Source organism: Cupriavidus sp. 05N39, assembly GCF_056397325.1.
Genome location: NZ_JBFTNE010000046.1, coordinates 1 through 24,012, shown reverse-complemented (window position 1 = coordinate 24,012; position 24,012 = coordinate 1). Strand labels below are relative to the sequence as shown.

Sequence of the window (24,012 nt, the reverse complement as noted above, 5' to 3'; positions counted from 1 at the left end):
CGCCGGGCGGTTGTCGAAAGGAATACGGAAACACGATGTTATTGGCTCTGGCCCAGTGGCTGCAAAACGACTACAGCTTCCTGCGGGTCTTCAACTACCTGACCTTCCGCGCGGTGATGGCCAACCTCACCGCGCTTTTGATCGGGCTCGGCCTTGGACCCTGGGTGATCCGCAAGCTGACCGAACTCAAGATCGGCCAGGCGGTGCGCACCATCGGCCCGCAGTCGCATCTGGTCAAGGCCGGCACGCCCACCATGGGCGGTGTGCTGGTGCTGGTGTCGATTGCCATCTCCACGTTGCTGTGGTGCGACTGGGGCAATCGTTTCATCTGGGTCGTGATGCTGGTGACCTTCGGCTACGGCGCGATCGGCTGGGTGGACGATTACCGCAAGGTGGTCTATCGCGATCCGCGCGGCATGTCGAGCCGCGAGAAGTTTTTCTGGCAGACCCTGATCGGCCTGGTGGCCGCGGTCTACCTGGCGTTTTCGGTGTCGGAAAGCAGCAATGTGCGGGTGTGGGACCTGTTCCTGGGCTGGGTCGAAGGCGGACTGTCGCTGGACATGCCCTACAAGTCCAACCTGATCGTGCCCTTCTTCAAGGAAGTGAGCTATCCGCTGGGCGTGGCCGGCTTTATCGTGCTGACCTACCTGGTGATCGTGGGTTCGAGCAATGCGGTGAACCTGACCGACGGCCTGGACGGGCTGGTGATCATGCCCGTGGTGCTGGTCGGCAGCGGGCTGGGTGTATTTGCCTACGTGATGGGGAGTTCGGTCTACAGCAAATACTTGCTGTTCCCGCATATCCCGGGGGCTGGCGAGTTGCTGATCTTTTGTTCGGCGATGGCGGGGGCGGGCCTGGCCTTCCTCTGGTTCAACGCCCATCCGGCCCAGGTCTTCATGGGCGACGTCGGCGCGCTGGCGCTGGGCGGCGCGCTGGGCACGGTGGCGGTGATCGTGCGCCAGGAGATCGTGCTGTTCGTGATGGGCGGCATTTTCGTGGTGGAAACCTTGTCGGTGATGCTGCAGGTGACGTGGTTCAAGATCACCAAGCGGCGTTACGGCGAGGGCAGGCGGTTGTTCAAGATGGCGCCGCTGCATCACCACTTTGAATTGTCGGGCTGGAAGGAAACGCAGGTGACGGTGCGCTTCTGGATCATCACCATGTTGCTGGTGCTGATCGGGCTGTCGTCGCTCAAGTTGCGCTGAACCGGCGCATATCTATCAACGCAGAAACGAAAAAAGGCGGGAATCGAAGTGTTTGGCGAGTTGCAAAAACCTCATGTGCTGGTGCTGGGCCTCGGCGAATCGGGCCTGGCGATGGCGCGCTGGTGCGGCCAGTATGGCGCGCCCGTGCGCGTTGCCGACACGCGCGAGGCGCCTGCCAACCTGGTCTTCCTGCAAGCCGAGCTGCCTTCGGCCGAATTTCATGGTGGTTCCTTCACGGACGCGCTGCTGGACGGCATCGCACTGGTGACGATCAGCCCCGGCCTGTCGCCGCTGGAAGGCGCCACTGCCGCGCTGCTGTCCGCGGCGCGCGAGCGCGGGATTCCCGTGTGGGGCGAGATCGAGCTGTTCGCGCGTGCGCTGACGCACCTTCAGGCAGAGTCGGGCTATGCGCCGAAGCTGCTGGCAATCACCGGCACCAATGGCAAGACGACGACCACCGCGCTGACCGGCCGCCTGGTCGAGCGCGCCGGCAAGAGCGTGGCGGTGGCGGGCAACATCAGCCCCTCGGCGCTGGACAAGCTGGCCGCCTGCATTGCCTCGGCCACGCTGCCCGAGGTCTGGGTGCTGGAGCTGTCGAGCTTCCAGCTGGAAACCACGCACACGCTGGCGCCGCACGCGGCCACGGTGCTCAATATCACCCAGGACCATCTTGACTGGCACGGCAGCATGGAAGCCTATGCCGCCGCCAAGGCCCGCATCTTCGGCGCGGCGCCGGCGCCGGGCGAAGCCGGCTGCGTGCAGATCCTGAACCGCAACGACCGCCTGAGCCTGGACATGGCGCGCCCCGGCACGGCGCCGGTGACTTTCGGCACCGACCTGCCCGAGGTACCGGGCAGCTTCGGCGTGCTGCGAGAGGGCGGCATGCCCTGGCTGGTGGTGGCGGAACCCGATAGCGAATCCGACGGCGAGAACAAGCCGCGCCGCCGCAAGGCCGCCGCCGCCGAAGAAGCGGAAGCCGTTCCTGTGCGCCACAAGCGCCTGATGCCGGCGGATGCGCTGCATATCCGCGGCATGCACAACGCCACCAACGCGATGGCCGCGCTAGCGCTGTGCCGTGCCATCGACCTGCCGCTGAATGCCTTGCTGCACGGCCTGCGGGAATACCGCGGCGAGCCGCACCGGGTGGAGTGGGTCGCCACGATCGACGACGTCGAATTCTTCGATGACAGCAAGGGCACCAATGTGGGCGCCACCGTGGCCGCGCTGTCCGGGCTGGCCAAGCGCGTGGTGCTGATTGCCGGCGGCGAAGGCAAGGGGCAGGATTTCTCGCCGCTGGCCGCGCCGGTGGCGCAGTACGCCCGCGCCGTGGTGCTGATCGGCAAGGATGCGGGCGAGCTGCGCCGCGCGCTGCAGGAGACCGGCGTCACGCTGGCCGACGCCGCCACGCTCGAACAGGCTGTCAGCCTGGCCGCCACTGCGGCGCAGGGCGGCGATGCTGTGCTGCTGTCGCCGGCGTGCGCCAGCCTCGACATGTTCCGTAACTATGTGCATCGCGCCGAAGTCTTTCGTGCCGCGGTGGAAGAACTGGCGATGTCCAGGGGGATCGTGCCATGAGCGACGCACCGGTCAAGCGCAGCGGCTTTATCGGAGCCACCATCGGCAACGCCTGGGGCGGATTGCGCGATGCGGTGTCCGGCGTCAAGCCGACGCGCTCGCGCATGATGGAGTACGACCAGCCGCTGCTGTGGGTGGCGATCGTGCTGCTCGCRCTTGGCCTGGTGATGGTCTTCTCGGCCTCGATCGCGCTGCCGGACTCGCCGCGGTACGCCAACTACCGTGAAAGCCATTTTCTCGCACGACATGCGTTCGCGCTGTTCATCGGGCTGTCCATGGGCTTGCTGGCCTTCCAGATTCCGGTCAAGTTCTGGGACAAGTACGCGCCCAAGCTGTTCGTGATCGCGCTGGTGATGCTGATCCTCGTGCTGGTGCCCTTCGTGGGCAAGGGCGTGAATGGCGCGCGGCGCTGGATTCCGCTCGGCATCATGAACTTCCAGCCGTCCGAGTTCATGAAGCTGGCGGTGGTGCTGTACACGGCCAACTACACCGTGCGCAAGCAGGAGTGGATGCAAAACGTGGGCAAGGGTTTCCTGCCGATGGGCGTGGCGGTGGTAGTGGTAGGCATGCTGCTGCTGCTGGAGCCCGACATGGGCGCCTTCCTGGTGGTGGCCACGGTCGCCATGGGCATCTTGTTCCTGGGCGGCATCAACGGCAAGCTGTTCGCCGGTCTGGTCGGCGTGGCGGTGGGTGCCTTTGCGCTGCTGATCACGGCGTCGCCATGGCGGCGCGAGCGGATCTTCGCCTATCTCAACCCGTGGGAAGAGGCCAACGCGCTCGGCAAGGCCTACCAGCTCACCCACTCGCTGATCGCCTTCGGCCGCGGCGAGTGGACCGGGGTGGGGCTGGGCGGCAGTATTGAAAAACTGCACTACCTGCCCGAGGCGCATACCGACTTCATCCTCGCCGTGATTGGCGAGGAATTCGGCTTTGTGGGTGTGCTGGTGGTGATCGTGCTGTTCTACTGGATGGTGCGCCGCGCCTTCGAGATCGGCCGTACCGCCCTGCAGCTCGACCGCACCTTTGCGGGGCTGGTGGCCAAGGGCGTCGGCATCTGGATCGGCTGGCAGACCTTTATCAATATGGGCGTGAACCTGGGCCTGCTGCCCACCAAGGGGCTGACCCTGCCGCTGGTGAGCTACGGCGGCTCGGGCATTTTGATGAACTGCGTGGCGCTGGCGATCCTGCTGCGCATCGACTATGAGAATCGCGTCATGATGCGCGGAGGGAAAGTATGACCGCACCGCGCACCTTGCTCGTGATGGCCGGCGGCACCGGGGGGCATGTCTTCCCCGGGCTGGCGGTCGCTCGCGCATTGCGCGAGCAGGGCTGGCGCGTCGTGTGGCTGGGCAACCGGACGGGCATGGAAGCCACGCTGGTGCCCAAGTACGACATCCCGATGGAGTTCATCCAGTTCGGCGGCTTGCGCGGCAAGGGTCCGCTGACCAAGCTGATGCTGCCGCTGAACCTGTTGCGCGCCTTCTGGCAAAGCGTGCAGGCGTTGCGCCGGGTGCGGCCCAATGTGGTGCTGGGCATGGGCGGCTATATCACCTTCCCGGCCGGCATGATGGCCTCGCTGTTGGGCCGGCCGCTGGTGCTGCATGAGCAGAATTCGATCGCCGGTCTGGCCAACAAGGTGTTGGCGAAGGTCGCGGACCGGGTGCTGTGCGCCTTCCCGAACGCGCTGCCGGACAGCGAGTGGACCGGCAACCCGGTGCGTGACGAGGTCGCGCGGATGCCGGCGCCCGAGCAGCGCTACGACAGCCGCAGCGGCCCGTTGCGGCTGCTGGTGGTGGGCGGCAGCCTGGGCGCGGCGGCGCTCAACGAAGTCGTACCGAAGGCGCTGGCGCTGCTGCCGGAAGGCGAGCGCCCGCTGGTCAGGCACCAGGCCGGCGCCAAGCAGATCGACACGCTGCGCGCCAATTACCAGGCCGCCGGCGTGGCGGCGGAAGCATTGCCCTTTATCGACGACATGGCAGCGGCCTACGCCGAGGCGGATCTGGTGATCTGCCGCGCGGGCGCGATGACCGTGTCGGAGGTGGCGGCGGCAGGCGTGGCGGCACTGTTCGTGCCTTTCCCGCATGCGGTCGATGACCACCAGACCACCAATGCGAAATTCCTGTCGAGCCAGGATGCCGCCTTGCTGGTCCAGCAGAACGAACTGACCGCGAGCGGGCTGGCGCAGACGCTGGCCTCGCTGTCGCGGCCCCGACTCAAAGAGATGGCGCATCAGGCGCGTGGTCTTGCCAAGCCGGAAGCAACCCGGCGCGTGGCGGAGATCTGCAGCCAGATGGCCAGGGATTGATACAACGGATTCATGAAGCACATCGTCAAGAACATCCACTTCGTAGGCATCGGCGGCGCCGGCATGAGCGGCATCGCGGAGGTCCTGCTGAACCAGGGATATAAGGTCTCGGGGTCCGACGTGGGCAGCAATGCCGCCACGCGGCGCCTCGCATCGCTGGGTGCGACCGTGATGCACGGCCACGACGCCGCCAACATCAACGGCGCCAATGCCGTGGTTGTGTCCACCGCCGTCACCAACGACAACCCCGAGGTGCTGGCTGCGCGGGCCAAGCGCATCCCGGTGGTGCCGCGCGCGGTGATGCTGGCCGAGCTGATGCGCCTGAAGCAGGGCGTGGCCATCGCCGGCACCCACGGCAAGACCACCACCACCAGCCTGGTGGCGTCGGTGCTGGCCGAGGGCGGGCTTGACCCCACCTTTGTGATTGGCGGCCGCTTGAATTCGGCGGGCGCCAACGCGCGCCTGGGCACGGGCGACTTCATCGTGGCCGAGGCCGACGAGTCGGATGCCTCGTTCCTGAACCTGTTCCCGGTGATCGAGGTCATTACCAATATCGACGCCGATCACATGGACACCTACGGGCACGACTTCGCTCGTCTCAAGCAGGCGTTCGTGGAATTCACCCAGCGCCTGCCGTTCTACGGCATCGCGGTGCTGTGCGTGGACGATCCCAACGTGCGCGAGATCATGCCGTTCGTCTCCAAGCCGATCGTGCGCTATGGCTTTGCCGAGGACGCGCAGATCCGCGCGGTCAACGCGCGCGCGGTCGACGGCCAGATGCACTTCACCGTGTTGCGCCAGCTCAACAGCCATGCCGAGGCGCCGCTGGATGTGGTGCTGAACCTGCCCGGCATGCACAATATCCAGAACGCGCTGGCGGCCATCGCCATCGCGACCGAACTGGAAGTGCCCGATGCCGCTATCGTCAAGGCGCTGCGCGAGTTCCACGGCGTGGGACGCCGCTTCCAGCGCTATGGCGAAGTTGCTTGCGTCAGCACGGATGCGCAGGGCGAAACCAGGAGCGAAGGCACCTTCACGCTGGTCGACGACTACGGCCACCACCCGGTCGAGATGGCCGCGACGCTGGCGGCGGCGCGGGGTGCGTTCCCCGGACGCAGGCTGGTGCTGGCCTTCCAGCCGCACCGCTTTACCCGCACGCGCGATTGCTTTGAAGATTTCATCAAGGTGCTGGGCACCGTGGATGCGCTGTTGCTGGCCGAGGTCTATGCCGCCGGCGAAGCCCCGATTGTGGCCGCCGACGGCCGCGCGCTGACGCGCGCGCTGCGCGTGGCCGGCAAGGTTGAACCCGTTTTTGTGGAGCAGATCGACGAAATGCCGCAGGCTATCCTGAATGCCGCCCGGCCCGGCGACGTGGTGGTGACAATGGGCGCCGGCACGATCGGCACCGTGCCCGGACAACTGGTTTCGCAACAGGCTGGGGGGCAGGCATGAGTTTCGTCGCCCATCCCAATATCGATCCCAAATCGCTGGGCAAGGTCGGCGTGCTGCTCGGCGGCCGCTCGGCCGAGCGCGAGATTTCACTGCTGTCGGGCAACGGCGTGCTTGCCGCGCTGCGCTCGCGCGGCGTCGATGCCCATGCCTTCGATCCCGGCCTGCAGTCGGTGGCCGAGCTGGCCACGGCCGGTTTCGATCGCGTATTTATCGCCCTGCACGGCCGCTACGGCGAGGATGGCACCATCCAGGGCCTGCTGGAGCAACTGGGCGTGCCCTACACCGGCAGCGGCGTGCTGGCCTCTGCGCTGGCCATGGACAAGCAGGCAACGAAGCGCCTGTGGATGACCCACGGCCTGCCCACGCCGCGCTTTGCCATGCTGCATGCCGATACGGATTTCGACGCCGTTGCCGCCGACCTGGGCCTGCCGCTCATCGTCAAGCCGGCGCGCGAGGGTTCGTCGATCGGCCTGACCAAGGTGACCGAGTCCGGCCAGATGCGTGCCGCCTTCGAGAAAGCCGCGGCGCTGGACAACGACGTCATCGCCGAGACATTTATCGACGGCGCCGAGCTGACCTGTCCGATAGTCGGGGAGGGCGCTAGCGCCGAAGCCCTGCCGGTGATCCGCATCGTCGCGCCCGGCGCGAACTACGACTATCAAAATAAGTACTTTACTGACGATACCCAATATCTGTGCCCGTCGGGCCTGCCGGACGACGTGGAAGCCGAGGTCCGGCGCCTGGCTGTGCAGTCCTTCCGCGTGCTGGGTTGCCGCGGCTGGGCGCGCGCCGATGTGATGCTGAGCGCCGACGGCAAGCCTTTCCTGCTCGAGATGAATACTTCGCCCGGCATGACCGGCCATTCGCTGGTGCCGATGGCGGCGCGCGCGGTGGGCATCAGCTACGAGGATTTCGTCATGCAGGTGACCGCGGCCGCCACGCTGGACCTGCATCCCAGCGAGGCCTGGAAACCCGATTGAGCACTGGACAAACACTGCAACCCGACCGACCGGAACCGGAACAACGCTAAGCCATGTGGCACAACACTCGCCTGCTCAACCTGATCGCTTCCACGCTCTACGCGCTGGTGGCGGTGATGGCGTTCGCGGCCGGCCTGCTGTGGCTGGCGCAGCGGCCGGTATTTGCCATCACGCACGTCGAGCTGGCGCCGATGGAAGGCGGCTCACTGCGGCATGTCAATGCGCCGAGCGTGCGCGCCAACGCGCTGGGCAAGCTGTCGGGCAGCTTCTTCACGCTCGATCTCAACGAGGCGCGGCAGATTTTCGAGTCGGTGCCCTGGGTGCGCCGCGCCAGCGTCCGCCGCGAATGGCCCAACGGGCTGGCGGTCGAGGTCGAGGAGCACGAAGCGCTCGGTACGTGGGGCAATGCAGACAGTAGCCGCCTGATCAACACCTATGGCGAAGTGTTCGTCGCCAACCCGGCGGAAGCCGAGGAAGATGCCCAGTTGCTCGCGCTCGACGGCCCGCCGGACAGCGAGGGCGACGTGGTCGACAAGCTGGAGACCATGCGCGAATGGTTCAAGCCGCTCAAGGTCGAGCCGCTGGCGGTCACGCTGTCGTCTCGCTATGCCTGGCGCACCAAATTGTCCAACGGCATGGTGGTGGAGCTCGGGCGCGAACAGAACGACGAGGAGCGCGACGCCATGGCGCAGCGCGTCAAGCGATTCGTCGTGGCCTGGCCCCAGGTCACCGAGCAGTGGGGCAAGCAGATCGAGTACGCGGACCTGCGCTACCCCAACGGGTTCGCCATCCGCGCGGCCAACGTGCGGTTCCTGACCGATGCCCAGGCAGCCGCGGCCGCCAAGGCGAAACCCGGCGGCGCCGGCACGAATACAAGTACGAGTACAAGTACCAACACCAATCCGAATAACAATCCGACGCGACTCAAGAGCAAGAACGCGGAGAAAAACCGATGAGCAAGGAATACAAGGACCTACTGGTCGGTCTCGATATCGGCACTTCCAAGGTGGCCGCGGTAGTGGCGGAGTTGCGCCCCGACGGCAGCTACGAAGTGATCGGGATGGGCCAGTCAGAGTCCAAGGGTCTGAAGAAAGGGGTCGTGGTCAATATCGAGGCCACCGTGCAGTCCATCCAGCGGGCGCTGGAAGAGGCTGAGCTGATGGCCGACTGCAAGATTTCCGAAGTGTTCACCGGCATTGCCGGCAGCCATATCCGCAGCTTCAATTCCAGCGGCATGGTGGCGATCAAGGACAAGGAAGTCACCCAGACCGATGTGGCCCGGGTGATCGAGACCGCCAAGGCGGTCAATATCCCGACCGACCAGCAGATCCTGCACATTCTCACGCAGGAATTCATCATCGACGGCCAGGAAGACGTGCGCGAGCCCATCGGCATGAGCGGCATCCGGCTGGAGGTGAAGGTGCATATCGTCACCGGCGCGGTCAGCGCGGCGCAGAACATCGTCAAGTGCGTGCGCCGCTGCGGGCTGGAAGTGCACGACCTGATCCTGCAGCCGCTGGCGTCGAGCCTGGCGGTGCTGACCGAGGACGAGAAGGAACTGGGCGTGGTGCTGGTCGATATCGGCGGCGGTACGACCGACATCGCCATCTTCAGCGAAGGCGCGATCCGGCATACGGCCGTGATCCCCATCGCCGGCGACCAGATCACCAACGACATCGCCATGGCGCTGCGTACGCCTACACCCGATGCCGAAGACGTCAAGATCCAGTATGGCATCGCCAAGCAGGCTATCGCCGATCCGGAAGACATGATCGAGGTGCCCGGCGTGGGCGACCGCGGCACGCGCTCGCTGTCGCGCCAGGCGCTGGCGGCGGTGATCGAGCCGCGTATCGAGGAGTTGTACTCGCTGGTGCATCAGGTGGTGCGCGAGTCGGGCTATGAAGAACTGCTGTCGTCGGGCGTCGTGATCACCGGCGGTACCGCGATGATGCCGGGCATGGTGGAACTGGGCGAGGACATCTTCCTCAAGCCGGTTCGGGTCGGCGTGCCGGAATATCGGGGAAATTTGCACGAAGTTGTTAAGAGTCCGCGCTATTCGACCGTAATGGGACTACTGCTCGAAGGCCGCGTGCAACGCATGCGCGGCCGCAAGGTCGCGGTGCAGAGTGGTTCCGTCAAGCAGGTGTGGACCCGCATGAAGGAATGGTTCGTCGGCAATTTCTAAGTTGCCGCCGATTGGATTGCACTTGAATGAATGACGGGATTGTCCACGCTATTGTGGGCAATCCGTTGAACAGGCAGTTTTCTTTTGATGGTTTCTTGTTCAGTAACCAAGGGTTGCGGCGGGGAGGCTGCAGCGTTTGGCGGCTGATACTACTTGGAGGCAGTGATGGACTTTGACATGATCGAAACGGAATTGCAGGACGGCACCATCATCAAGGTGATCGGCGTGGGCGGCGCGGGCGGCAACGCTGTGCAGCACATGATCAGCCGTGGCGTGCAAGGCGTCGAATTTATCTGCATGAACACCGATGCGCAGGCGCTCAAGCGCTCCAGCGCTTCGCGTGTGCTGCAGCTCGGCAACACCGGCCTTGGGGCAGGCGCCAAGCCGGAGGTCGGCCGCAACTGCGCGGATCAGGCGCGCGAGCAGATCGCCGACTCGCTGCGCGGTGCCCATATGGTCTTCATCACTGCCGGCATGGGCGGCGGCACCGGTACCGGCGCTGCACCGGTCGTGGCCCAGGTTGCCAAGGAAATGGGCATCCTGACCGTGGGCGTGGTCAGCAAGCCCTTCGAGTTCGAAGGCGCGCGCCGTGCCAAGGTGGCGGAAGCCGGTTCCGGTGAGCTGGAGTCCTGCGTCGATTCGCTGATCGTTGTGCTTAACGAGAAGCTGTTCGAGGTCATGGGCGACGACGCCGAGATGGACAAGTGCTTCCAGTGCGCCGACGACGTGCTGCATAACGCAGTCGCGGGCATCGCCGAGATCATCAACGTCGATGGCTTGGTGAACGTCGACTTCGAAGACGTGAAGACGGTCATGGGCGAGCAGGGCAAGGCCATGATGGGCACGGCTACCGTGTCGGGCGTGGACCGCGCCCGCCTGGCTGCCGAGCAGGCTGTCGCCAGCCCGCTGCTGGAAGGCGTGGACCTGTCGGGCGCGCGCGGCGTGCTGGTCAACATCACGGCCAGCCGCTCGCTGAAGCTGTCGGAAACCAAGGAAGTCATGAACACCATCCGCAGCTATGCCGCGGAAGATGCCACCGTGATCTTCGGTACGGTGTACGACGATTCCATGGGCGACGCGCTGCGCGTGACGGTGGTGGCGACGGGCCTGGGCCGTTCGGCCAAGAAGCAACAGCCGATGACCCTGCTCAAGACCGGTACCGACAATATGCCGGTGCAGATGATGGGCAATATGACCAGCAGCGTGAACGCCGGCCACAGCAGCGCTCCCGATTACAGCAACCTGGACACGCCGGCGGTATGGCGCAGCTCGCGCGAGTCTGCGTCCGCCCACGTGGCCGCGTTGCAGGAAAAGGGTGTGGATACGTACGACATCCCGGCGTTCCTGCGCAAGCAGGCGGACTGAGTTGGCTCGGCAAGGTGTCGACAAGGCCGGCTGCCAGCCAGGCCCCGCCCCGGATCGGCGAAACACGCTAGCGCTCCCTATCCGCTCGTGTTGCGCCCGGTGGCGGTGGACTGACCAGCAGCCAGCCATGCCGCACCCGCGCTGACGCCCTCAGGCCGCATCCCGTCGCCGGGACAGGCGTGCCTCCGGCCGCCTCCCCGGACTGGTCTCCCGCCATCCCGGCCGGGATGTGCCGTCGTCCGCGCGTCGATCGCAAGATCGGCACGCGGACCCATTTGAAAAGCAGTGCGGCTCGAAGCCCTCCGGGCCTTGAGCCTGGCGCCATCAATGCCGCCCAGGAAACGAGTCTGGCGTGCCGCGCAGATCTGCGCGCGGCGCCATAGGCTCCCTCCGCCAGCCAAAGTCTCGCCTATGTCGGACAATTCCTACGGCATACCCGGCAGTGTCAGACTTGGGCGCCTGCGGCTGGCGCACTATGATGCTAAACAGGGTTTTTACCGAGACAGGAAGACACAGCATGATCGAAATTGGAGCGCGTGTGCCCGACGCCACGCTGAACGAGTTCTTTGAGGTCGAGACCGGCGGCTGCGCTCTCGGGCCCAATTCCTTCTCGGCCGCCGAACTCGCCCGTGGCCGCAAGATCGTGGTGTTCGGCCTGCCCGGCGCCTTTACCCCCACCTGCTCCGCCAAGCATGTGCCGGGCTACTTGGCGCAGGCCGAAGCGCTGCGCGCGGCCGGCGTGGACGAAGTCTGGTGCGTCTCGGTCAACGATGCCTTTGTCATGGGCGCCTGGGGCCGCGAGCAGAACACCGAAGGCAAGGTGCGCATGATGGCCGATGGCAGCGCCGAGTGGACGCGCCGCCTGGGCCTGGACCAGGACCTTACCGCACGCGGCATGGGTGTACGCTCCAAGCGTTACGCCATGGTCATCGACGATGGCGTGGTGACCCACCTGTGGCTTGAAGCGCCTGGCGAATTCAAGGTCAGCAGCGCTGAAGCGGTGCTTGCGGCGTTGCGCGCGTAATACGTGAATGTGTCATTGAGTAACTAACAAGTTACTTAAAGTGCACTTGTGGCGGCTTATTTCTTCGGTACTAACAGACCGAAACAAAGTGGCGCAGCGCAGCAAACGAAGCAATGGTAAAATCGCTATATTAGAAAGTGTACTTGATAGATTTTAATAATAGCTGAGAACGTCATGCTCAAACAGCGCACCATCAAATCCCTGGTCAAGACCGTTGGCATAGGCTTGCACTCGGGCCGTAAAGTGACGCTGACGCTGCGCCCGGCTCCGGTGGATGCCGGTATCGTATTCACCCGCGTCGACCTGCCCGAAGCCGTCGAGATCCCCGCGAGCGCGTCAGCCATTGGCGATACGCGTCTTGCATCGGTCCTGCAGAAGGATGGCGCGCGCGTGTCGACCGTGGAACATTTGATGTCCGCCTGCGCGGGCCTTGGCATCGACAATCTGTACGTGGATGTCGATGCCGAGGAAATCCCGATCATGGACGGCAGCGCTGCATCCTTCGTCTTCCTGTTGCAGTCGGCCGAAATCGAGCAGCAGTCCGCGCCCAAGCGTTTTATCCGCGTGAAGAAGGCCGTGGAAGTCCGCGAGGGCGACAAGCTGGCGCGCCTGGAGCCTTACTTCGGCTTCAAGCTGGCTTTCACCATCGACTTCCGTCACCCCGCGGTGGACAAGACCGGCCAGACCTTCTCCATCGATTTCGCCGATACAAGTTACGTGCGCGAGATTGCCCGCGCCCGCACTTTTGGCTTCGCCCACGAAGTCGAGGCGTTGCGGGAGATGGGGCTGGCGCGTGGCGGCAGTCTGGATAACGCCATCGTGCTCGATGAGCATCGGATGCTGAACAACGAGGAGCTGCGCTACGGCGACGAGTTCGTGCGCCACAAGATCCTTGATGCGATCGGCGATCTGTATGTGGTCGGCCATCCCTTGATTGGTGCCTATGTCGCCAACAAATCCGGCCACGGGCTGAACAACCAGCTGTTGCGGGCATTGCTGGCGGATCAGGAAGCGTATGAGATGGTGACGTTCGAGCGGGCCGAGGAAGCGCCGCCGGCGTTTTTGCCGCAGTTGCAGCCGGTGTTTGCATAACGCCTGCCGGGGGGGCAGGGTTCTGGTATCACCGGAAGGCCGGCGCAAGCCGGCTTTTTTACGTCCAGGGCACGGGCTTCAGGAACCAGCGCCGGTCGTCGTCTTTTGCCGATGATGCGACAACAGGGTATTCAGGGCATCCCGCAACGGCGACTCGGGCAACTCCTGCGCCAGTTGCGTCAGGCTGGACAAGCCGGTCGCCGACATCCGGGCCACCTTGGGCCGCACTACCGGCCCGGTGTCCCAGTCACTCTGCCGGCCCACCTCGGGTTGTACCCTCACCCGGATTGCGGTAATCTGCGATCCCCGCTGTTGCAACCTGGAAAGTAGTGTAGGAACCACTTGCCGGACACGTGCAGCGGCTGCCCCATGGGCGGCCAGCAACAGCAAAGTTCGCTCCGACTGGCCTTGGCCGACACCGCGGGCGTCCTGCTTGACGCCCGCGACAGCGATGCCGTCCTGCAGGCCGCGTGGCAGGAGCGACAGCACCTCAGCTTCCAGTACCGCCAGTTCCCGCGCCGTCTGCATCAGGGCCGAGACCGGGCCGGCTTTGTCCAGCCAGTCGTTAAGCGGCTTGGCGGCGGGCGTCTGGAGGGCGTGATGGGTAAACATGCGCATGCGCGCATTCTAGCGTGCCGTTCGCGCCAGCGCGGCGGCTTATGCGCCGCAGCCACGAAGCCGGCGCCAGGCCTTGCATGGGAAGGATTGCATCATGCAGATCATCGTGCTTCATCCGCGCCTGCCGCGCGTGCGTCATTTCACCTTGTCACGGGGGAAGATTTTCGCCGGCATCGTGCTGCTGTGCCTGGTTGTCGCGCTGGTCTCGTCGGCGCTGACCTGGATCGTGGCGCGGGCGGGCATTAGCGCGCCAGTCCGTGCACCGGGCGACGATGCCTACCTGCGCGCCAATCTCAATGTGCTGGCCGCCCGCGTGGGCGAGATCCAGGCCCGTATGGTGAGGCTGGATGCGCTTGGCGAGCGGGTTTCCGGGCTTGCCGGCATCGCACCCAAGGAATTCGACTTCAAGCAGCCGCCTGGCCGTGGTGGCCTCGCGCCCTCGGCGCAGTCGCGCACCTCGAGTCTGCCTGAGCTGCAACTCGCGCTGGCGAGTCTGTCCGAGCAGGCTGACAGGCATGCGGACTATTTCGATGTGGTGGCCAGCACCTTGCTGGATCGCCGGATCGAGGATCGCCGGGTTCCACGCGTGCTGCCGGTAGCGACCGGCTACGATGCATCCGGCTTCGGCTGGCGCTTCGACCCATTTACCGGGCGCCGCTCCCCGCATGACGGCGTCGATTTTTCCGCGCCCGCGGGCACGCCGATCGTCGCGGCCGCCGGGGGCGTGGTGGCGGCGGCGGAGTGGCACGCCGAATACGGCAACCTGATCGATCTCGATCACGGCAATGGCCTCAAGACCCGTTATGCGCATGCTTCCAGGCTGCTGGTGAAGCCCGGCGACCTCGTCAAGCCGGGCCAGCAGATCGCGCTGGTGGGCTCCACCGGGCGCTCCACAGGCGCCCACCTGCATTTCGAGGTGCATGTGGACGGTGTGCCGCAGAATCCGAATCGCTTCCTCGCCGTGGCGAAATCATCACCTGCGCAGGTTGCCCAGGCAATAATTCCAACCGATCGTACGGCAATCCGTTGAAGAATCCGCGACCCGCCCCGATGTCGGGGGGATTGGATGCGCGGGCCCCATCCGGACAGGTAGCGTTTCGCCCGCCGCTTGGTTCCGGTCGTGACCCGCGCGCGTGATAAACTCGGCGTTTTGCGCCAATCTTCCTATTTCCTCGCGCGGTCCGCCCTGGGCAGCCGGCCAAGCCGGCGGCCAGGCCGCCTAGTGCGTACCACGGCGGCGTACCACTCGCGTAGGTGAAAGCAATCGATGATCACGGGCCTTCTCAAGAAAGTCTTCGGCAGCCGTAATGAACGGCTGATCAAACAATATGGCAGGACCGTCGCGCAGATCAATGCGCTGGAGCCGAAGTTCGAGGCACTTTCGGATGACGACCTGCGTGGCATGACCGAGGTCTTCCGGCAGCGCCATGCCGCCGGGGAGTCGCTCGAGGCCTTGCTGCCCGAGGCCTTCGCGGTGTGCCGCGAGGCCAGCAAGCGGATCATGAAGATGCGCCACTTCGACGTCCAGATGATCGGCGGCATGGTGCTGAACGATAACAAGATCGCCGAAATGCGCACCGGCGAGGGCAAGACCCTCACCGCGACGCTGGCGGTGTACCTCAACGCCATCACCGGCAAGGGCGTGCACGTTGTCACGGTCAACGACTACCTGGCCCAGCGCGACGCCGAATGGATGGGGCGCCTGTACAACTTCCTCGGCCTGTCGGTCGGCGTGAACCTGTCGCAGATGCCGCATGACCAGAAGGCGGCGGCCTATGCGGCCGACATCACCTACGGCACCAACAACGAGTTCGGCTTCGATTACCTGCGCGACAACATGGTCTACGACCCTGGCCAGCGCGTGCAACGGCCGCTGAACTACGCCATCGTCGACGAGGTGGACTCGATCCTGATCGACGAGGCGCGCACGCCGCTGATCATCTCGGGCCAGGCGGAGAACCATACCGACCTGTACCAGCGCATGAACGGCGTTCCCAAGCTGCTCGAGCGCCAGATTGGCGAGGAAAAGGCCGATGGCACCGGCGTCGAGAAGCCGGGCGACTACTTCGTCGACGAGAAGGGCCACCAGGTCTACCTGACCGAGGCCGGCCATGAGAAGGCGGAGGTGATCCTGGCGCAGCAGGGCCTGATCGGCGAGGGCGAATCGCTCTACGCGCCGCAGAACATCACGCTGATGCATCACCTGTACGCGGCCCTGCGCGCGCACAGCCTGTTCCATCGCGACCAGCATTATGTGGTGCAGAACGACGAAGTCGTGATCGTCGACGAGTTCACCGGCCGCCTGATGACGGGACGGCGCTGGTCCGACGGCCTGCACCAGGCGGTGGAAGCCAAGGAAGGCGTGACCATCCAGCAGGAAAACCAGACGCTGGCCACGATCACCTTCCAGAACTACTTCCGCATGTACGAGAAGCTGTCCGGCATGACCGGCACGGCCGATACGGAAGCCTACGAATTCCAGGAAATCTATGGCCTGGAAGTGGTGGTGATCCCCACCAACCGCACGGCCCAGCGCAAGGACTTCCAGGACCAGATCTACAAGACCTCGACCGAGCGCTACGATGCCGTGGTGCGCGATATCCGCGATTGCTACGACCGCGGCCAGCCCGTGCTGGTGGGCACCACCTCGATCGAGACTTCGGAATACCTCTCGGACCTGCTGAACAAGGCAAAACTGCCGCACCAGGTGCTCAACGCCAAGCAGCACGCGCGTGAAGCCGAGATCGTGGCGCAGGCGGGCCGGCCCAAGATGGTCACCATCGCCACCAATATGGCGGGCCGTGGTACCGACATCGTGCTGGGCGGCAATGTGGAGAAGCAGGCCGGCTTTATCGAGGCCGACGAAAGCCTATCCGACGCCGACAAGGCCGCGCGCATCGCCCAGCTGAAGGGCGAATGGCAGTCGCTGCACGAGCAGGTCAAGGCCGCCGGCGGCCTGCATATCGTGGGCACCGAGCGCCACGAGTCGCGCCGTATCGACAACCAGCTGCGTGGCCGTGCCGGCCGCCAGGGTGACCCGGGCTCGTCCCGCTTCTACCTGTCGCTGGACGACCAGCTGCTGCGCATCTTCGCCGGCGACCGCGTGCGCGCCATCATGGAACGCCTGAAGATGCCGGAAGGAGAGCCGATCGAGGCGGGCATCGTCACGCGCTCGATCGAGTCCGCCCAGCGCAAGGTCGAAGGCCGCAACTTCGATATCCGCAAGCAATTGCTGCAGTACGACGACGTTGCCAACGACCAGCGCAAGGAAATCTACAAGCTGCGCAATGAAGTGCTCGAGTCGCAAGATGTCGGCGAGATGGTGAAGAACCTGCGCGAGAGCGTGCTGGTCGAGATGTTCCGCGACCACGTGCCGGCCGACACCATGGAAGAGCAGTGGGACATCRCCGGCCTGGAAGCCAAGCTGCGCGACGAATGGTCGCTGGAAGTGCCGCTGGCCAAGACCATCGAGGCCGCGCAGAGCATCGAGGACGAAGAACTGCTGAACCTGATCATGCGTGCCGCCGACGAGCGTTACGAAGCCAAGGTCAGCCAGGTCGGCCGCGAATCCTTTGCCGGGTTCGAGCGCTCGGTGATGCTGCAAAGCATCGACACCCACTGGCGCGAACACCTGGCGGCGCTGGACCACCTGCGCCAGGGCATCCACCTGCGCGGCTATGCGCAGAAGGATCCCAAGCAGGAATACAAGCGCGAATCGTTCGAACTGTTCGCCCGCCTGCTCGACGTGATCAAGGTCGAAGTCACGCGCGTGATCTTCAACGTGCAGATCCAGTCTCCGGAAGAGCTCGAGCAGGCCTCGGAGCAGATCGAGGAAGGCCTGTCGCATCTCGCCAACGTGCAGTACAAGCATGACGAGTTCGACGAGGCTACCCAGGTGGCCGAGGGCGCCGGCAGCAGCGCGCCCGAGCGTGCCGGCATCGCCTACGCCGCCGCGGCTGAGGCTGCCGGCATGGCCAAGGTGGGGCGCAACGATCCCTGCCCGTGCGGCTCCGGCAAGAAGTTCAAGCTGTGCCACGGCAAGCTCAGCTAAGCCGCGCACAGTGAAGTCAGCAAACATGCCCGCGCAAGCGGGCATGTTCGTCAGGGGAGGCGCACCATGTACTGTCCGCCGCCGCCTGGCAGCAGCAGAAACTGCATAACCAGCAACGTCGAACGCATAGAGGAACGCACATGGCCGTCAACCTGCCCCTGCCGCTGGCAGAGAACCTGAAACCTGTCGCCGGCGTCGAGCTCGGCTGGGCTGAAGCGGGTGTCCGCAAGGCCAACCGCAAGGACGTGCTGGTGGTGCGCGTTGCCGAAGGCAGCACCGTGGCCGGCGTGTTCACCCGCAACCGCTTCTGCGCCGCGCCGGTGCAGGTCTGCCGCGAGCACCTGGCCGCGGCCAAGGGCATCCGTGCGATCGTGGTCAACACCGGTAACGCCAACGCAGGCACCGGCGAACCGGGCCTGGCCAACGCCCGCGCCACGTGCGACGCGCTGGCCGCGCAACTCGGCATTGCTGCCGAGCAGGTGCTGCCGTTCTCGACCGGCGTGATCCTCGAGCCGCTGCCGGTGGACCGCATCGTCGCCGCGCTGCCTGCCGCGATTGCCAACGCCAAGGCCGACAACTGGCTGGCCGCGGCGGAATCGATCATGACCACCGACACGCAGCCCAAGGCCGCCTCGCGCACCGTGCAGATCGGCGGCAAGACCGTGACGCTGTCCGGCATCAGCAAGGGCGCGGGCATGATCCGTCCCAATATGGCGACCATGCTGGGCTTTATCGCTACCGACGCTACGGTGTCGCAGGACGTCGTACAGGCACTGGTGTCGTACGCGGCGGACCGCTCCTTCAACAGCATCACCATCGACGGCGACACCTCGACCAATGACTCCTTCGTGCTGATCGCCAGCGGCAAGGCAGGCGCGCCGGCCATCGAGCGTGCCGAAGGGGCGGATTTCGAGGCGCTGCGCGCCGCGCTGACCGACCTGTCGCAGGAACTGGCGCAGATGATCGTGCGCGATGGCGAAGGCGCCACCAAGCTGATGACCATCCAGGTCGAGGGCGGCAAGGACGTGGCCGAATGCCGCCTGATCGCCTACGCGGTGGCGCATTCGCCGCTGGTCAAGACCGCCTTCTACGCCTCGGACCCCAACCTGGGCCGCATCCTGGCGGCCGTGGGCTACGCCGGCGTCGACGATCTCGAGGTCGAGCATGTCAATTTGTGGCTGGACGATGTCCTGGTCGCGCGCGACGGCGGCCGTAATCCCGATTATCGCGAGGAAGACGGCCAGCGCGTGATGAAGCAGGCCGAGATCACCGTGCGCATCGCGCTCGGGCGCGGCGATGCCACCGCCACGGTCTGGACCTGCGACCTGTCGCACGATTACGTTTCGATCAACGCGGACTACCGTTCGTAAGCACCATCGCGTGCGTGCCGCTCCCGCCAGCGCGGGGCGGCGCGCTAGCCGCCAGCACTCCCGCCAACGATCCGCCAGCCTTTCCTTCAAGCCGCCATGTCCGACCTTGCCGCCCGCCTCGACAGTTTCCTCGCCCGCCTTGAACAATGGCTGCCGCCCCAGCTGACCGAGTCTGACTGGAAGGAAGCGGTCGCCTTCCGCTGGCGCAAGCGGCAGAGCCTGTTCGGCAACATCGGCTACCTGCAGGCGATCCGCCAGCTGCCGCCGATCCATCTCGACGACCTGAAGAACATCGAGCGCCAGAAAGACGCCATCGTCGCCAACACGCGTCAGTTCGTGCAGCGCCTGCCGGCCAACAATGTGCTGCTGACGGGCGCGCGCGGCACGGGCAAGTCCTCGCTGATCAAGGCCTGCCTCAATGCCTTCGTCAAGGATGGCCTGCGGCTGGTGGAAGTCGACAAGGACGACCTGGGCGACCTGGGCGACATCGTCGAGCAACTGTCGGGGCGTCCGGAGCGCTTCGCCATCTTCTGCGACGACCTGTCCTTCGAGGAAGGCGAGTCGGGCTACAAGTCGCTGAAATCGGCGCTGGATGGCTCGGTGGCGGCGCAGTCGGACAATGTGCTGATCTACGCCACTTCCAATCGCCGCCACCTGCTGCCCGAATACATGAAGGACAACGAAACCTACCGGCACACCGACGATGGCGAGATCCATCCCGGCGAGGTGGTGGAGGAAAAGATCTCGCTGTCCGAGCGCTTCGGGCTGTGGCTGTCGTTCTATCCGCCCAAGCAGGACGAGTACCTGGCCATCGTTGGCCACTGGCTCGGGCATTTCGGCTGCAGCGCCGAAGACGTCGCCGCGGCGCGCGGCGACGCGCTGGTGTGGGCCCTGGAGCGCGGCTCGCGCTCGGGCCGGGTGGCCTGGCAGTTCGCCCGCGACTGGGGCGGCAAGCATGGCAAGCCCTTCATCGCTTCCGCGCAGGACGGCCAGGCATGAGCGAGGCAGCGCGAGCAGCCGGCGARGCCACGCCGGCGCGCAAGGTGACCGAGGTTGCCGTGGGCGTGATGGTGCAGGCCGACGGCCGTTTCCTGCTGGCCCAGCGGCCGGCTGGCAAGCCCTACGAAGGCTACTGGGAGTTTCCCGGCGGCAAGCTGGAGCAGGGTGAATCGGTGGAAGATGCGCTGGCGCGCGAACTGCACGAGGAACTCGGCATCGAGGTGGGCGCGTGCGTGCGCTGGCACGTGCTGGAGCATGACTACCCGCATGCCTATGTGCGCCTGCACTTCTGCAAGGTCACGGCGTGGACGGGCGAACTGGTCGGCCGCGAGGGCCAGGCCTTCTCATGGCAATCGGCGCCGGTGGACGTGGGGCCCTTGCTGCCCGCCACCATCCCCGTGGTGGACTGGCTGGCTGCCGAGGGCGGCGGCGCCTGAACTGGCGGGGCCGCAACGGCCCTGCGGAGCTTACTCCTCGTCTTCCTGGTCCTGCGAGGGGTTCTCGCCGGGTTTGCCGCCGATCACGTACTTCTCGGAAGCCCAGGCGCCCAGGTCGATCTGTTTGCAGCGGTTGGAGCAGAAGGGACGGAATTTATTCTCCGGCACCCAGGCCACGTCCGTACCGCAGGTGGGGCATTTGACTACGGTTGTCATTGCTTCAGAAATCAAAAATCAGAAATTGCAGAGCTTGAGCAGGAAAGGGATGTCGGCGTCGACCGAGCGCGGACGAAGGTCGCCATCCTGCTGCGTGAAACGAACCCACAGCATGTACTTGTTGGCGCTCATCTCTGGGATGAAAGCCAGCAGGGAATCATCCAGCAGCACCTGCATCAACTGGTAGCTGCGCCCGGACAGCATCTGCTGGTAGCTGCCGCCGGTGGCGATGACCTTGCCGCTCTGGCCGGACTCGCGCAACAGGCGCAACACGGTGTCGGTGCCAATGCGAAGCGGCACCAGCGGGCGTGCCCACTTGAGGATGTCCGAGCGGCGGTCTTCGGCGGGGCGATGCTGCCAGGCGTAGTAGGCCGGCAGGTCGAACTCGCAGGTGCCGCCCGGGATGATGGCGCGGCTGCGGATACTGGTCAGCCACTCGTTGTCGGTGAGCAACTGGCCGGCCTTGCCGACGGTCTGGTTGAGCTGGGCCATGGCCTGCTCGATCTCACCGATTACGCCATCCAGCGCGCCCTGGTCGATCTGCGGATTGGCGCGCAGCGCGGCCAGCGCCTGGCGCTGGCGCTCCAGTTCCTTGAGCAGGTCGGTCTTCAGGTCCGCGCGGCCGGCGACGTCAATGATCTCGAACAGAGTCGTCAACGCCACATGATGCTGCAGGGCGTGATCCTGGGCGAGGAAATAATCCAGCCGATCGAACAGGTCTTCCAGGCGCAGGAGAGTCCTGATGCGTTCGTTAAAAGGATATTCGTACAGAATCAATGGGTATGTCCGTGCAACAGGGCGGGTTGGCGGGTGGGCAGTCTGACCCTGGGCGGCGTATCGGAGCCGAGATTGCATCCGGTGCGCCTGGGTCCGCTCGATGTGACTCGGCGTGGGCCCGCGATATCGGCAGTATGCGGCCATTTCCCGCGTGGTTCCAGCGCATTCTATGCGAGTCCGCAAATCAGAACAAATGAAACAGCCGACTTAGGGTGCAGCATTCAGGGTGCGGCATTCGTCGCCGCACAAACATGGTGCCTAGCCAGCGGCCAGGCCGCGGTAAAGCTGGTCGAGACGGTCCACCTGCGCTGGCAGCGCCTCCGGCGGCCCATCGTTGTCGATCACATCGTCGGCAGCGGCCAGGCGGTCGCCGCGCCGCGCCTGCCTGGCCATGATGGCCTGGACCTGGCCCTGGCTGAAGCCGTTGCGCGCCATGACGCGGGCGACCTGGGTGGTCTCGCTGCAATCAACCACCAGCACCCGGTCCACCCGCGCGCGCCATGAGCCTGATTCGACCAGTAGCGGCACCACGTAGATCAGGTAGGGGTGAAGCCCGGAGGCGCGGATCGCGGCGGCGCGCGCTTCGGTCAGTTGGCGGATCAGGGGATGGGTAATGCCTTCGAGCCGGGCCTTGGCCGCCGGGTCGGAGAACACCAGCTCGCGCATGGCGTTGCGGTCCATGGCGCCGTCGTCGCGCAGGCACGTGGGGCCAAACGCTTCGAGCAGGGCCGGGATGGCCAGGCCGCCCGGCGCGGTGATCTCGTGCGCGAGCAGGTCGGTGTCGATCAGGGCGGCGCCGCGCGCGGCGAACAGGTCCGCCACGCGAGTCTTGCCGGAGCCGATGCCTCCGGTCAGTCCGATTTGCAGCATATCGATCTCAAAGCTTGCGGTGGTGCTTGTCGTGGTTCCATGGGCCGGCATGCGGCCGGCGTCATTCAGCCCGCGATGCCCAGCGGCAGCACATTGCTGCCGAAGAACAGCACGAGCAGGCCGGCGCCGGCGATATAGGGGCCGAAGGCGAAGTGCGTATCGCGATCCTGACGGCGCAGCGCGATATTGGCAAGCGCGAATACCAGGGCCACCACCGACGACAGCAGCACCAGCGCCGGCAGCGCCTGCCAGCCGAACCAGGCTCCCATCGCGCCCATCAGCTTGAAGTCGCCGTAGCCCATGCCCTCCTTGCCGCGCACCAGCTTGAACACCCAGTACACCGTCCATAGCAGCAGATAGCCTGCGGCGGCGCCGGTCACCGCGTCGGCCAGCGGGGCGAAGAGTCCGCCGAGATTGAGCAGCAGGCCCAGCCACAGCAGCGGCAGGGTGATCTGGTCGGGCAGCAGTTGCGTGTCGGCGTCGATCAGGGTGAGGGCGATCAGGGCCCAGATCATGGCGATGGCCGCCAGCGCCTGCCAGGTCGGCCCGAAGTGGGCGGCGGCCAGCGCGGTCAGCAGCGCGGTGGCTGCCTCTACCAGGGGATAGCGTGCGCCGATGGGTGCGCGGCAGGCCGAACAGCGTCCGCGCAGCACCAGATAGCTCAGCACCGGGATGTTCTCCAGCACGCCGATGGCATGTCCGCAGTGCGGACATGCCGAGCGCGGCACCATCAGGTTGTAGGCCTCGGGATGGGGAAGCGGGTCATCGCGTAGCTCGGCGATGTAGTTGGCTTCCTCGCGGTCGATCATGCGCGGCAGGCGGTGCACCACCACATTCAGGAAGCTGCCGACCAGCAAGCCAACCAGCGCGGCGGCGGCCACCAGGAACCAGGGCGGCAGCGCCGCAAGCCCGGCGATGGTCTGCGCGGGGGCAGCCAGTGAGGAAATCGCGCCGCTGGCGCCGTCCGCGGAAAACAGCCACATGCCTTACACCACCTGTCCCAGTTTGAAGATCGGAAGATACATTGCCACCACCATGCCGCCAATCAGCACGCCCAGCACCACGATGATCAGCGGCTCGATCAGGCTGGAGATGGCGGCCACGGCGTCGTCGACCTCGCGCTCGTAGAACTCGGCCACCTTCAGCAGCATATTGTCCAGCGCGCCCGACTCCTCGCCGATCTGCGTCATCTGCAGCACCATATTGTCGAACACATGGGTGGCCTGCATGGCGTTGGTCAGGCTGGTACCGATGCGCACCGATTGTTCGATCTCCTTGGTGGCGTCGTAGTAGACCCAGTTGCCGGCGGCGCCGGCCACGGATTCCATCGACTCCACCAGCGGCGTGCCGGCGGCGAACATGGTCGCCAGCGTCCGCGTCCAGCGGGCGATTACCGCCTTGCGGAACAGCGAGCCGAAGATCGGCAGCTTGAGCAGCATGCGGTCGCTGGCGCGCTGGACTTTTTCCGATCGTTTCAGGCTCCGTATATAC

Annotated in this window: 22 protein-coding genes; 16 read left to right on the top strand and 6 right to left on the bottom strand. The window is 65.4% G+C overall.

All coding sequences use genetic code 11. The features are described 5' to 3' along the window. Window positions 1-35: 35 nt before the first annotated feature. The 11 genes from mraY (at window position 36) to lpxC (ending at window position 13,183) form a co-directional block, all read left to right on the top strand. Entirely contained in the window at window positions 36-1,205 is a 1,170-nt protein-coding gene (gene mraY / locus AC1DN0_RS22005; RefSeq protein ID WP_035875618.1) for a phospho-N-acetylmuramoyl-pentapeptide-transferase, read from the top strand. Window positions 1,206-1,253: 48 nt separating this feature from the next. Then, window positions 1,254-2,780 (top strand): UDP-N-acetylmuramoyl-L-alanine--D-glutamate ligase, encoded by a 1,527-nt coding sequence (gene murD, locus AC1DN0_RS22000; protein WP_441625640.1) that lies wholly within the window; start codon window positions 1,254-1,256, stop codon window positions 2,778-2,780. Next, window positions 2,777-4,018 (top strand): putative lipid II flippase FtsW, encoded by a 1,242-nt coding sequence (gene ftsW / locus AC1DN0_RS21995; RefSeq protein WP_035875613.1) that lies wholly within the window; start codon window positions 2,777-2,779, stop codon window positions 4,016-4,018. Before murD ends, ftsW begins: the two co-directional genes overlap by 4 nt. Continuing rightward, complete coding sequence (gene murG, locus AC1DN0_RS21990) at window positions 4,015-5,085, top strand: undecaprenyldiphospho-muramoylpentapeptide beta-N-acetylglucosaminyltransferase (RefSeq protein WP_035875611.1); 1,071 nt, start codon at window positions 4,015-4,017, stop codon at window positions 5,083-5,085. Before ftsW ends, murG begins: the two co-directional genes overlap by 4 nt. Before the next feature lie 12 nt (window positions 5,086-5,097). Beyond that, window positions 5,098-6,537, top strand: coding sequence for a UDP-N-acetylmuramate--L-alanine ligase (gene murC, locus AC1DN0_RS21985; protein WP_276291242.1), 1,440 nt, complete (start codon window positions 5,098-5,100; stop codon window positions 6,535-6,537). After that, window positions 6,534-7,517 carry a D-alanine--D-alanine ligase gene (locus AC1DN0_RS21980; RefSeq protein WP_035875606.1) on the top strand — a complete coding sequence of 328 codons (984 nt, stop codon included), beginning with the start codon at window positions 6,534-6,536 and terminating at the stop codon, window positions 7,515-7,517. The genes murC and AC1DN0_RS21980 overlap by 4 nt, the downstream gene beginning before the upstream one ends. Before the next feature lie 53 nt (window positions 7,518-7,570). After that, on the top strand, window positions 7,571-8,473 hold the full coding sequence (locus tag AC1DN0_RS21975; RefSeq protein WP_441625636.1) for a cell division protein FtsQ/DivIB: 903 nt from the start codon (window positions 7,571-7,573) through the stop codon (window positions 8,471-8,473). Further along, window positions 8,470-9,702 carry a cell division protein FtsA gene (gene ftsA, locus AC1DN0_RS21970; protein ID WP_035875601.1) on the top strand — a complete coding sequence of 411 codons (1,233 nt, stop codon included), beginning with the start codon at window positions 8,470-8,472 and terminating at the stop codon, window positions 9,700-9,702. Before AC1DN0_RS21975 ends, ftsA begins: the two co-directional genes overlap by 4 nt. Window positions 9,703-9,867: 165 nt before the next feature. Next, the gene (ftsZ, locus tag AC1DN0_RS21965) at window positions 9,868-11,067 is read left to right on the top strand and encodes a cell division protein FtsZ (RefSeq protein ID WP_035875600.1); all 1,200 of its coding nucleotides are present in this window, start codon (window positions 9,868-9,870) and stop codon (window positions 11,065-11,067) included. A gap of 517 nt (window positions 11,068-11,584) precedes the next feature. Beyond that, complete coding sequence (locus AC1DN0_RS21960) at window positions 11,585-12,091, top strand: peroxiredoxin (RefSeq protein ID WP_045237181.1); 507 nt, start codon at window positions 11,585-11,587, stop codon at window positions 12,089-12,091. A gap of 174 nt (window positions 12,092-12,265) precedes the next feature. Further along, on the top strand, window positions 12,266-13,183 hold the full coding sequence (gene lpxC, locus AC1DN0_RS21955) for a UDP-3-O-acyl-N-acetylglucosamine deacetylase (protein ID WP_441625631.1): 918 nt from the start codon (window positions 12,266-12,268) through the stop codon (window positions 13,181-13,183). Between the two features lie 78 nt (window positions 13,184-13,261). Here lpxC and AC1DN0_RS21950 read toward each other — a convergent pair whose 3' ends face one another. Continuing rightward, on the bottom strand, window positions 13,262-13,801 hold the full coding sequence (locus tag AC1DN0_RS21950) for a hypothetical protein (protein WP_035875596.1): 540 nt from the start codon (window positions 13,799-13,801) through the stop codon (window positions 13,262-13,264). Window positions 13,802-13,895: 94 nt separating this feature from the next. Here AC1DN0_RS21950 and AC1DN0_RS21945 point away from each other — a divergent pair, with 94 nt between their 5' ends. The 5 genes from AC1DN0_RS21945 to AC1DN0_RS21925 all read left to right on the top strand — a co-directional run bounded on the left by AC1DN0_RS21945 (window position 13,896) and on the right by AC1DN0_RS21925 (window position 20,658). Then, on the top strand, window positions 13,896-14,831 hold the full coding sequence (locus AC1DN0_RS21945; protein ID WP_441625629.1) for a M23 family metallopeptidase: 936 nt from the start codon (window positions 13,896-13,898) through the stop codon (window positions 14,829-14,831). Window positions 14,832-15,068: 237 nt separating this feature from the next. Then, complete coding sequence (gene secA / locus AC1DN0_RS21940) at window positions 15,069-17,852, top strand: preprotein translocase subunit SecA (RefSeq protein WP_477146004.1); 2,784 nt, start codon at window positions 15,069-15,071, stop codon at window positions 17,850-17,852. A gap of 140 nt (window positions 17,853-17,992) precedes the next feature. Next, the gene (argJ, locus tag AC1DN0_RS21935; RefSeq protein ID WP_441625625.1) at window positions 17,993-19,222 is read left to right on the top strand and encodes a bifunctional glutamate N-acetyltransferase/amino-acid acetyltransferase ArgJ; all 1,230 of its coding nucleotides are present in this window, start codon (window positions 17,993-17,995) and stop codon (window positions 19,220-19,222) included. Between the two features lie 96 nt (window positions 19,223-19,318). Continuing rightward, window positions 19,319-20,221: an ATP-binding protein gene (locus tag AC1DN0_RS21930; RefSeq protein ID WP_045237177.1), complete on the top strand. Its 903-nt coding sequence runs from the start codon at window positions 19,319-19,321 to the stop codon at window positions 20,219-20,221. Next, window positions 20,218-20,658 carry an NUDIX domain-containing protein gene (locus AC1DN0_RS21925; protein ID WP_441625622.1) on the top strand — a complete coding sequence of 147 codons (441 nt, stop codon included), beginning with the start codon at window positions 20,218-20,220 and terminating at the stop codon, window positions 20,656-20,658. Before AC1DN0_RS21930 ends, AC1DN0_RS21925 begins: the two co-directional genes overlap by 4 nt. A 30-nt stretch (window positions 20,659-20,688) precedes the next feature. On the opposite strand, the gene AC1DN0_RS21920 is transcribed toward AC1DN0_RS21925, so the two are convergent. From AC1DN0_RS21920 to AC1DN0_RS21900, 5 genes are all read right to left on the bottom strand, one after another. Next, entirely contained in the window at window positions 20,689-20,874 is a 186-nt protein-coding gene (locus AC1DN0_RS21920) for a DNA gyrase inhibitor YacG (RefSeq protein WP_035875584.1), read from the bottom strand. 18 nt (window positions 20,875-20,892) lie between these two features. After that, on the bottom strand, window positions 20,893-21,651 hold the full coding sequence (gene zapD, locus AC1DN0_RS21915; RefSeq protein WP_035875582.1) for a cell division protein ZapD: 759 nt from the start codon (window positions 21,649-21,651) through the stop codon (window positions 20,893-20,895). Between the two features lie 258 nt (window positions 21,652-21,909). After that, the gene (gene coaE, locus AC1DN0_RS21910; protein ID WP_441625620.1) at window positions 21,910-22,521 is read right to left on the bottom strand and encodes a dephospho-CoA kinase; all 612 of its coding nucleotides are present in this window, start codon (window positions 22,519-22,521) and stop codon (window positions 21,910-21,912) included. Window positions 22,522-22,586: 65 nt separating this feature from the next. Next, window positions 22,587-23,504 (bottom strand): prepilin peptidase, encoded by a 918-nt coding sequence (locus AC1DN0_RS21905; RefSeq protein ID WP_441625618.1) that lies wholly within the window; start codon window positions 23,502-23,504, stop codon window positions 22,587-22,589. A gap of 3 nt (window positions 23,505-23,507) precedes the next feature. Continuing rightward, on the bottom strand, window positions 23,508-24,012 hold a 505-nt coding region (locus tag AC1DN0_RS21900; protein ID WP_477146003.1), incomplete at its 5' end, for a type II secretion system F family protein.

What these genes read in the sequence shown, in the direction of transcription:
- AC1DN0_RS21975 (WP_441625636.1), top strand. Translation starts at nt 7,571, where the DNA reads ATGTGGCACAACACTCGCCTGCTCAACCTGATCGCTTCCACGCTCTAC.
- AC1DN0_RS21920 (WP_035875584.1), bottom strand. Translation starts at nt 20,874, where the DNA reads ATGACAACCGTAGTCAAATGCCCCACCTGCGGTACGGACGTGGCCTGG.
- AC1DN0_RS21980 (WP_035875606.1), top strand. Translation starts at nt 6,534, where the DNA reads ATGAGTTTCGTCGCCCATCCCAATATCGATCCCAAATCGCTGGGCAAG.
- ftsZ (WP_035875600.1), top strand. Translation starts at nt 9,868, where the DNA reads ATGGACTTTGACATGATCGAAACGGAATTGCAGGACGGCACCATCATC.
- AC1DN0_RS21930 (WP_045237177.1), top strand. Translation starts at nt 19,319, where the DNA reads ATGTCCGACCTTGCCGCCCGCCTCGACAGTTTCCTCGCCCGCCTTGAA.
- AC1DN0_RS21950 (WP_035875596.1), bottom strand. Translation starts at nt 13,801, where the DNA reads ATGCGCATGTTTACCCATCACGCCCTCCAGACGCCCGCCGCCAAGCCG.
- AC1DN0_RS21905 (WP_441625618.1), bottom strand. Translation starts at nt 23,504, where the DNA reads ATGTGGCTGTTTTCCGCGGACGGCGCCAGCGGCGCGATTTCCTCACTG.
- lpxC (WP_441625631.1), top strand. Translation starts at nt 12,266, where the DNA reads ATGCTCAAACAGCGCACCATCAAATCCCTGGTCAAGACCGTTGGCATA.
- ftsA (WP_035875601.1), top strand. Translation starts at nt 8,470, where the DNA reads ATGAGCAAGGAATACAAGGACCTACTGGTCGGTCTCGATATCGGCACT.
- murC (WP_276291242.1), top strand. Translation starts at nt 5,098, where the DNA reads ATGAAGCACATCGTCAAGAACATCCACTTCGTAGGCATCGGCGGCGCC.
- coaE (WP_441625620.1), bottom strand. Translation starts at nt 22,521, where the DNA reads ATGCTGCAAATCGGACTGACCGGAGGCATCGGCTCCGGCAAGACTCGC.
- AC1DN0_RS21945 (WP_441625629.1), top strand. Translation starts at nt 13,896, where the DNA reads ATGCAGATCATCGTGCTTCATCCGCGCCTGCCGCGCGTGCGTCATTTC.
- argJ (WP_441625625.1), top strand. Translation starts at nt 17,993, where the DNA reads ATGGCCGTCAACCTGCCCCTGCCGCTGGCAGAGAACCTGAAACCTGTC.
- murG (WP_035875611.1), top strand. Translation starts at nt 4,015, where the DNA reads ATGACCGCACCGCGCACCTTGCTCGTGATGGCCGGCGGCACCGGGGGG.
- mraY (WP_035875618.1), top strand. Translation starts at nt 36, where the DNA reads ATGTTATTGGCTCTGGCCCAGTGGCTGCAAAACGACTACAGCTTCCTG.
- AC1DN0_RS21960 (WP_045237181.1), top strand. Translation starts at nt 11,585, where the DNA reads ATGATCGAAATTGGAGCGCGTGTGCCCGACGCCACGCTGAACGAGTTC.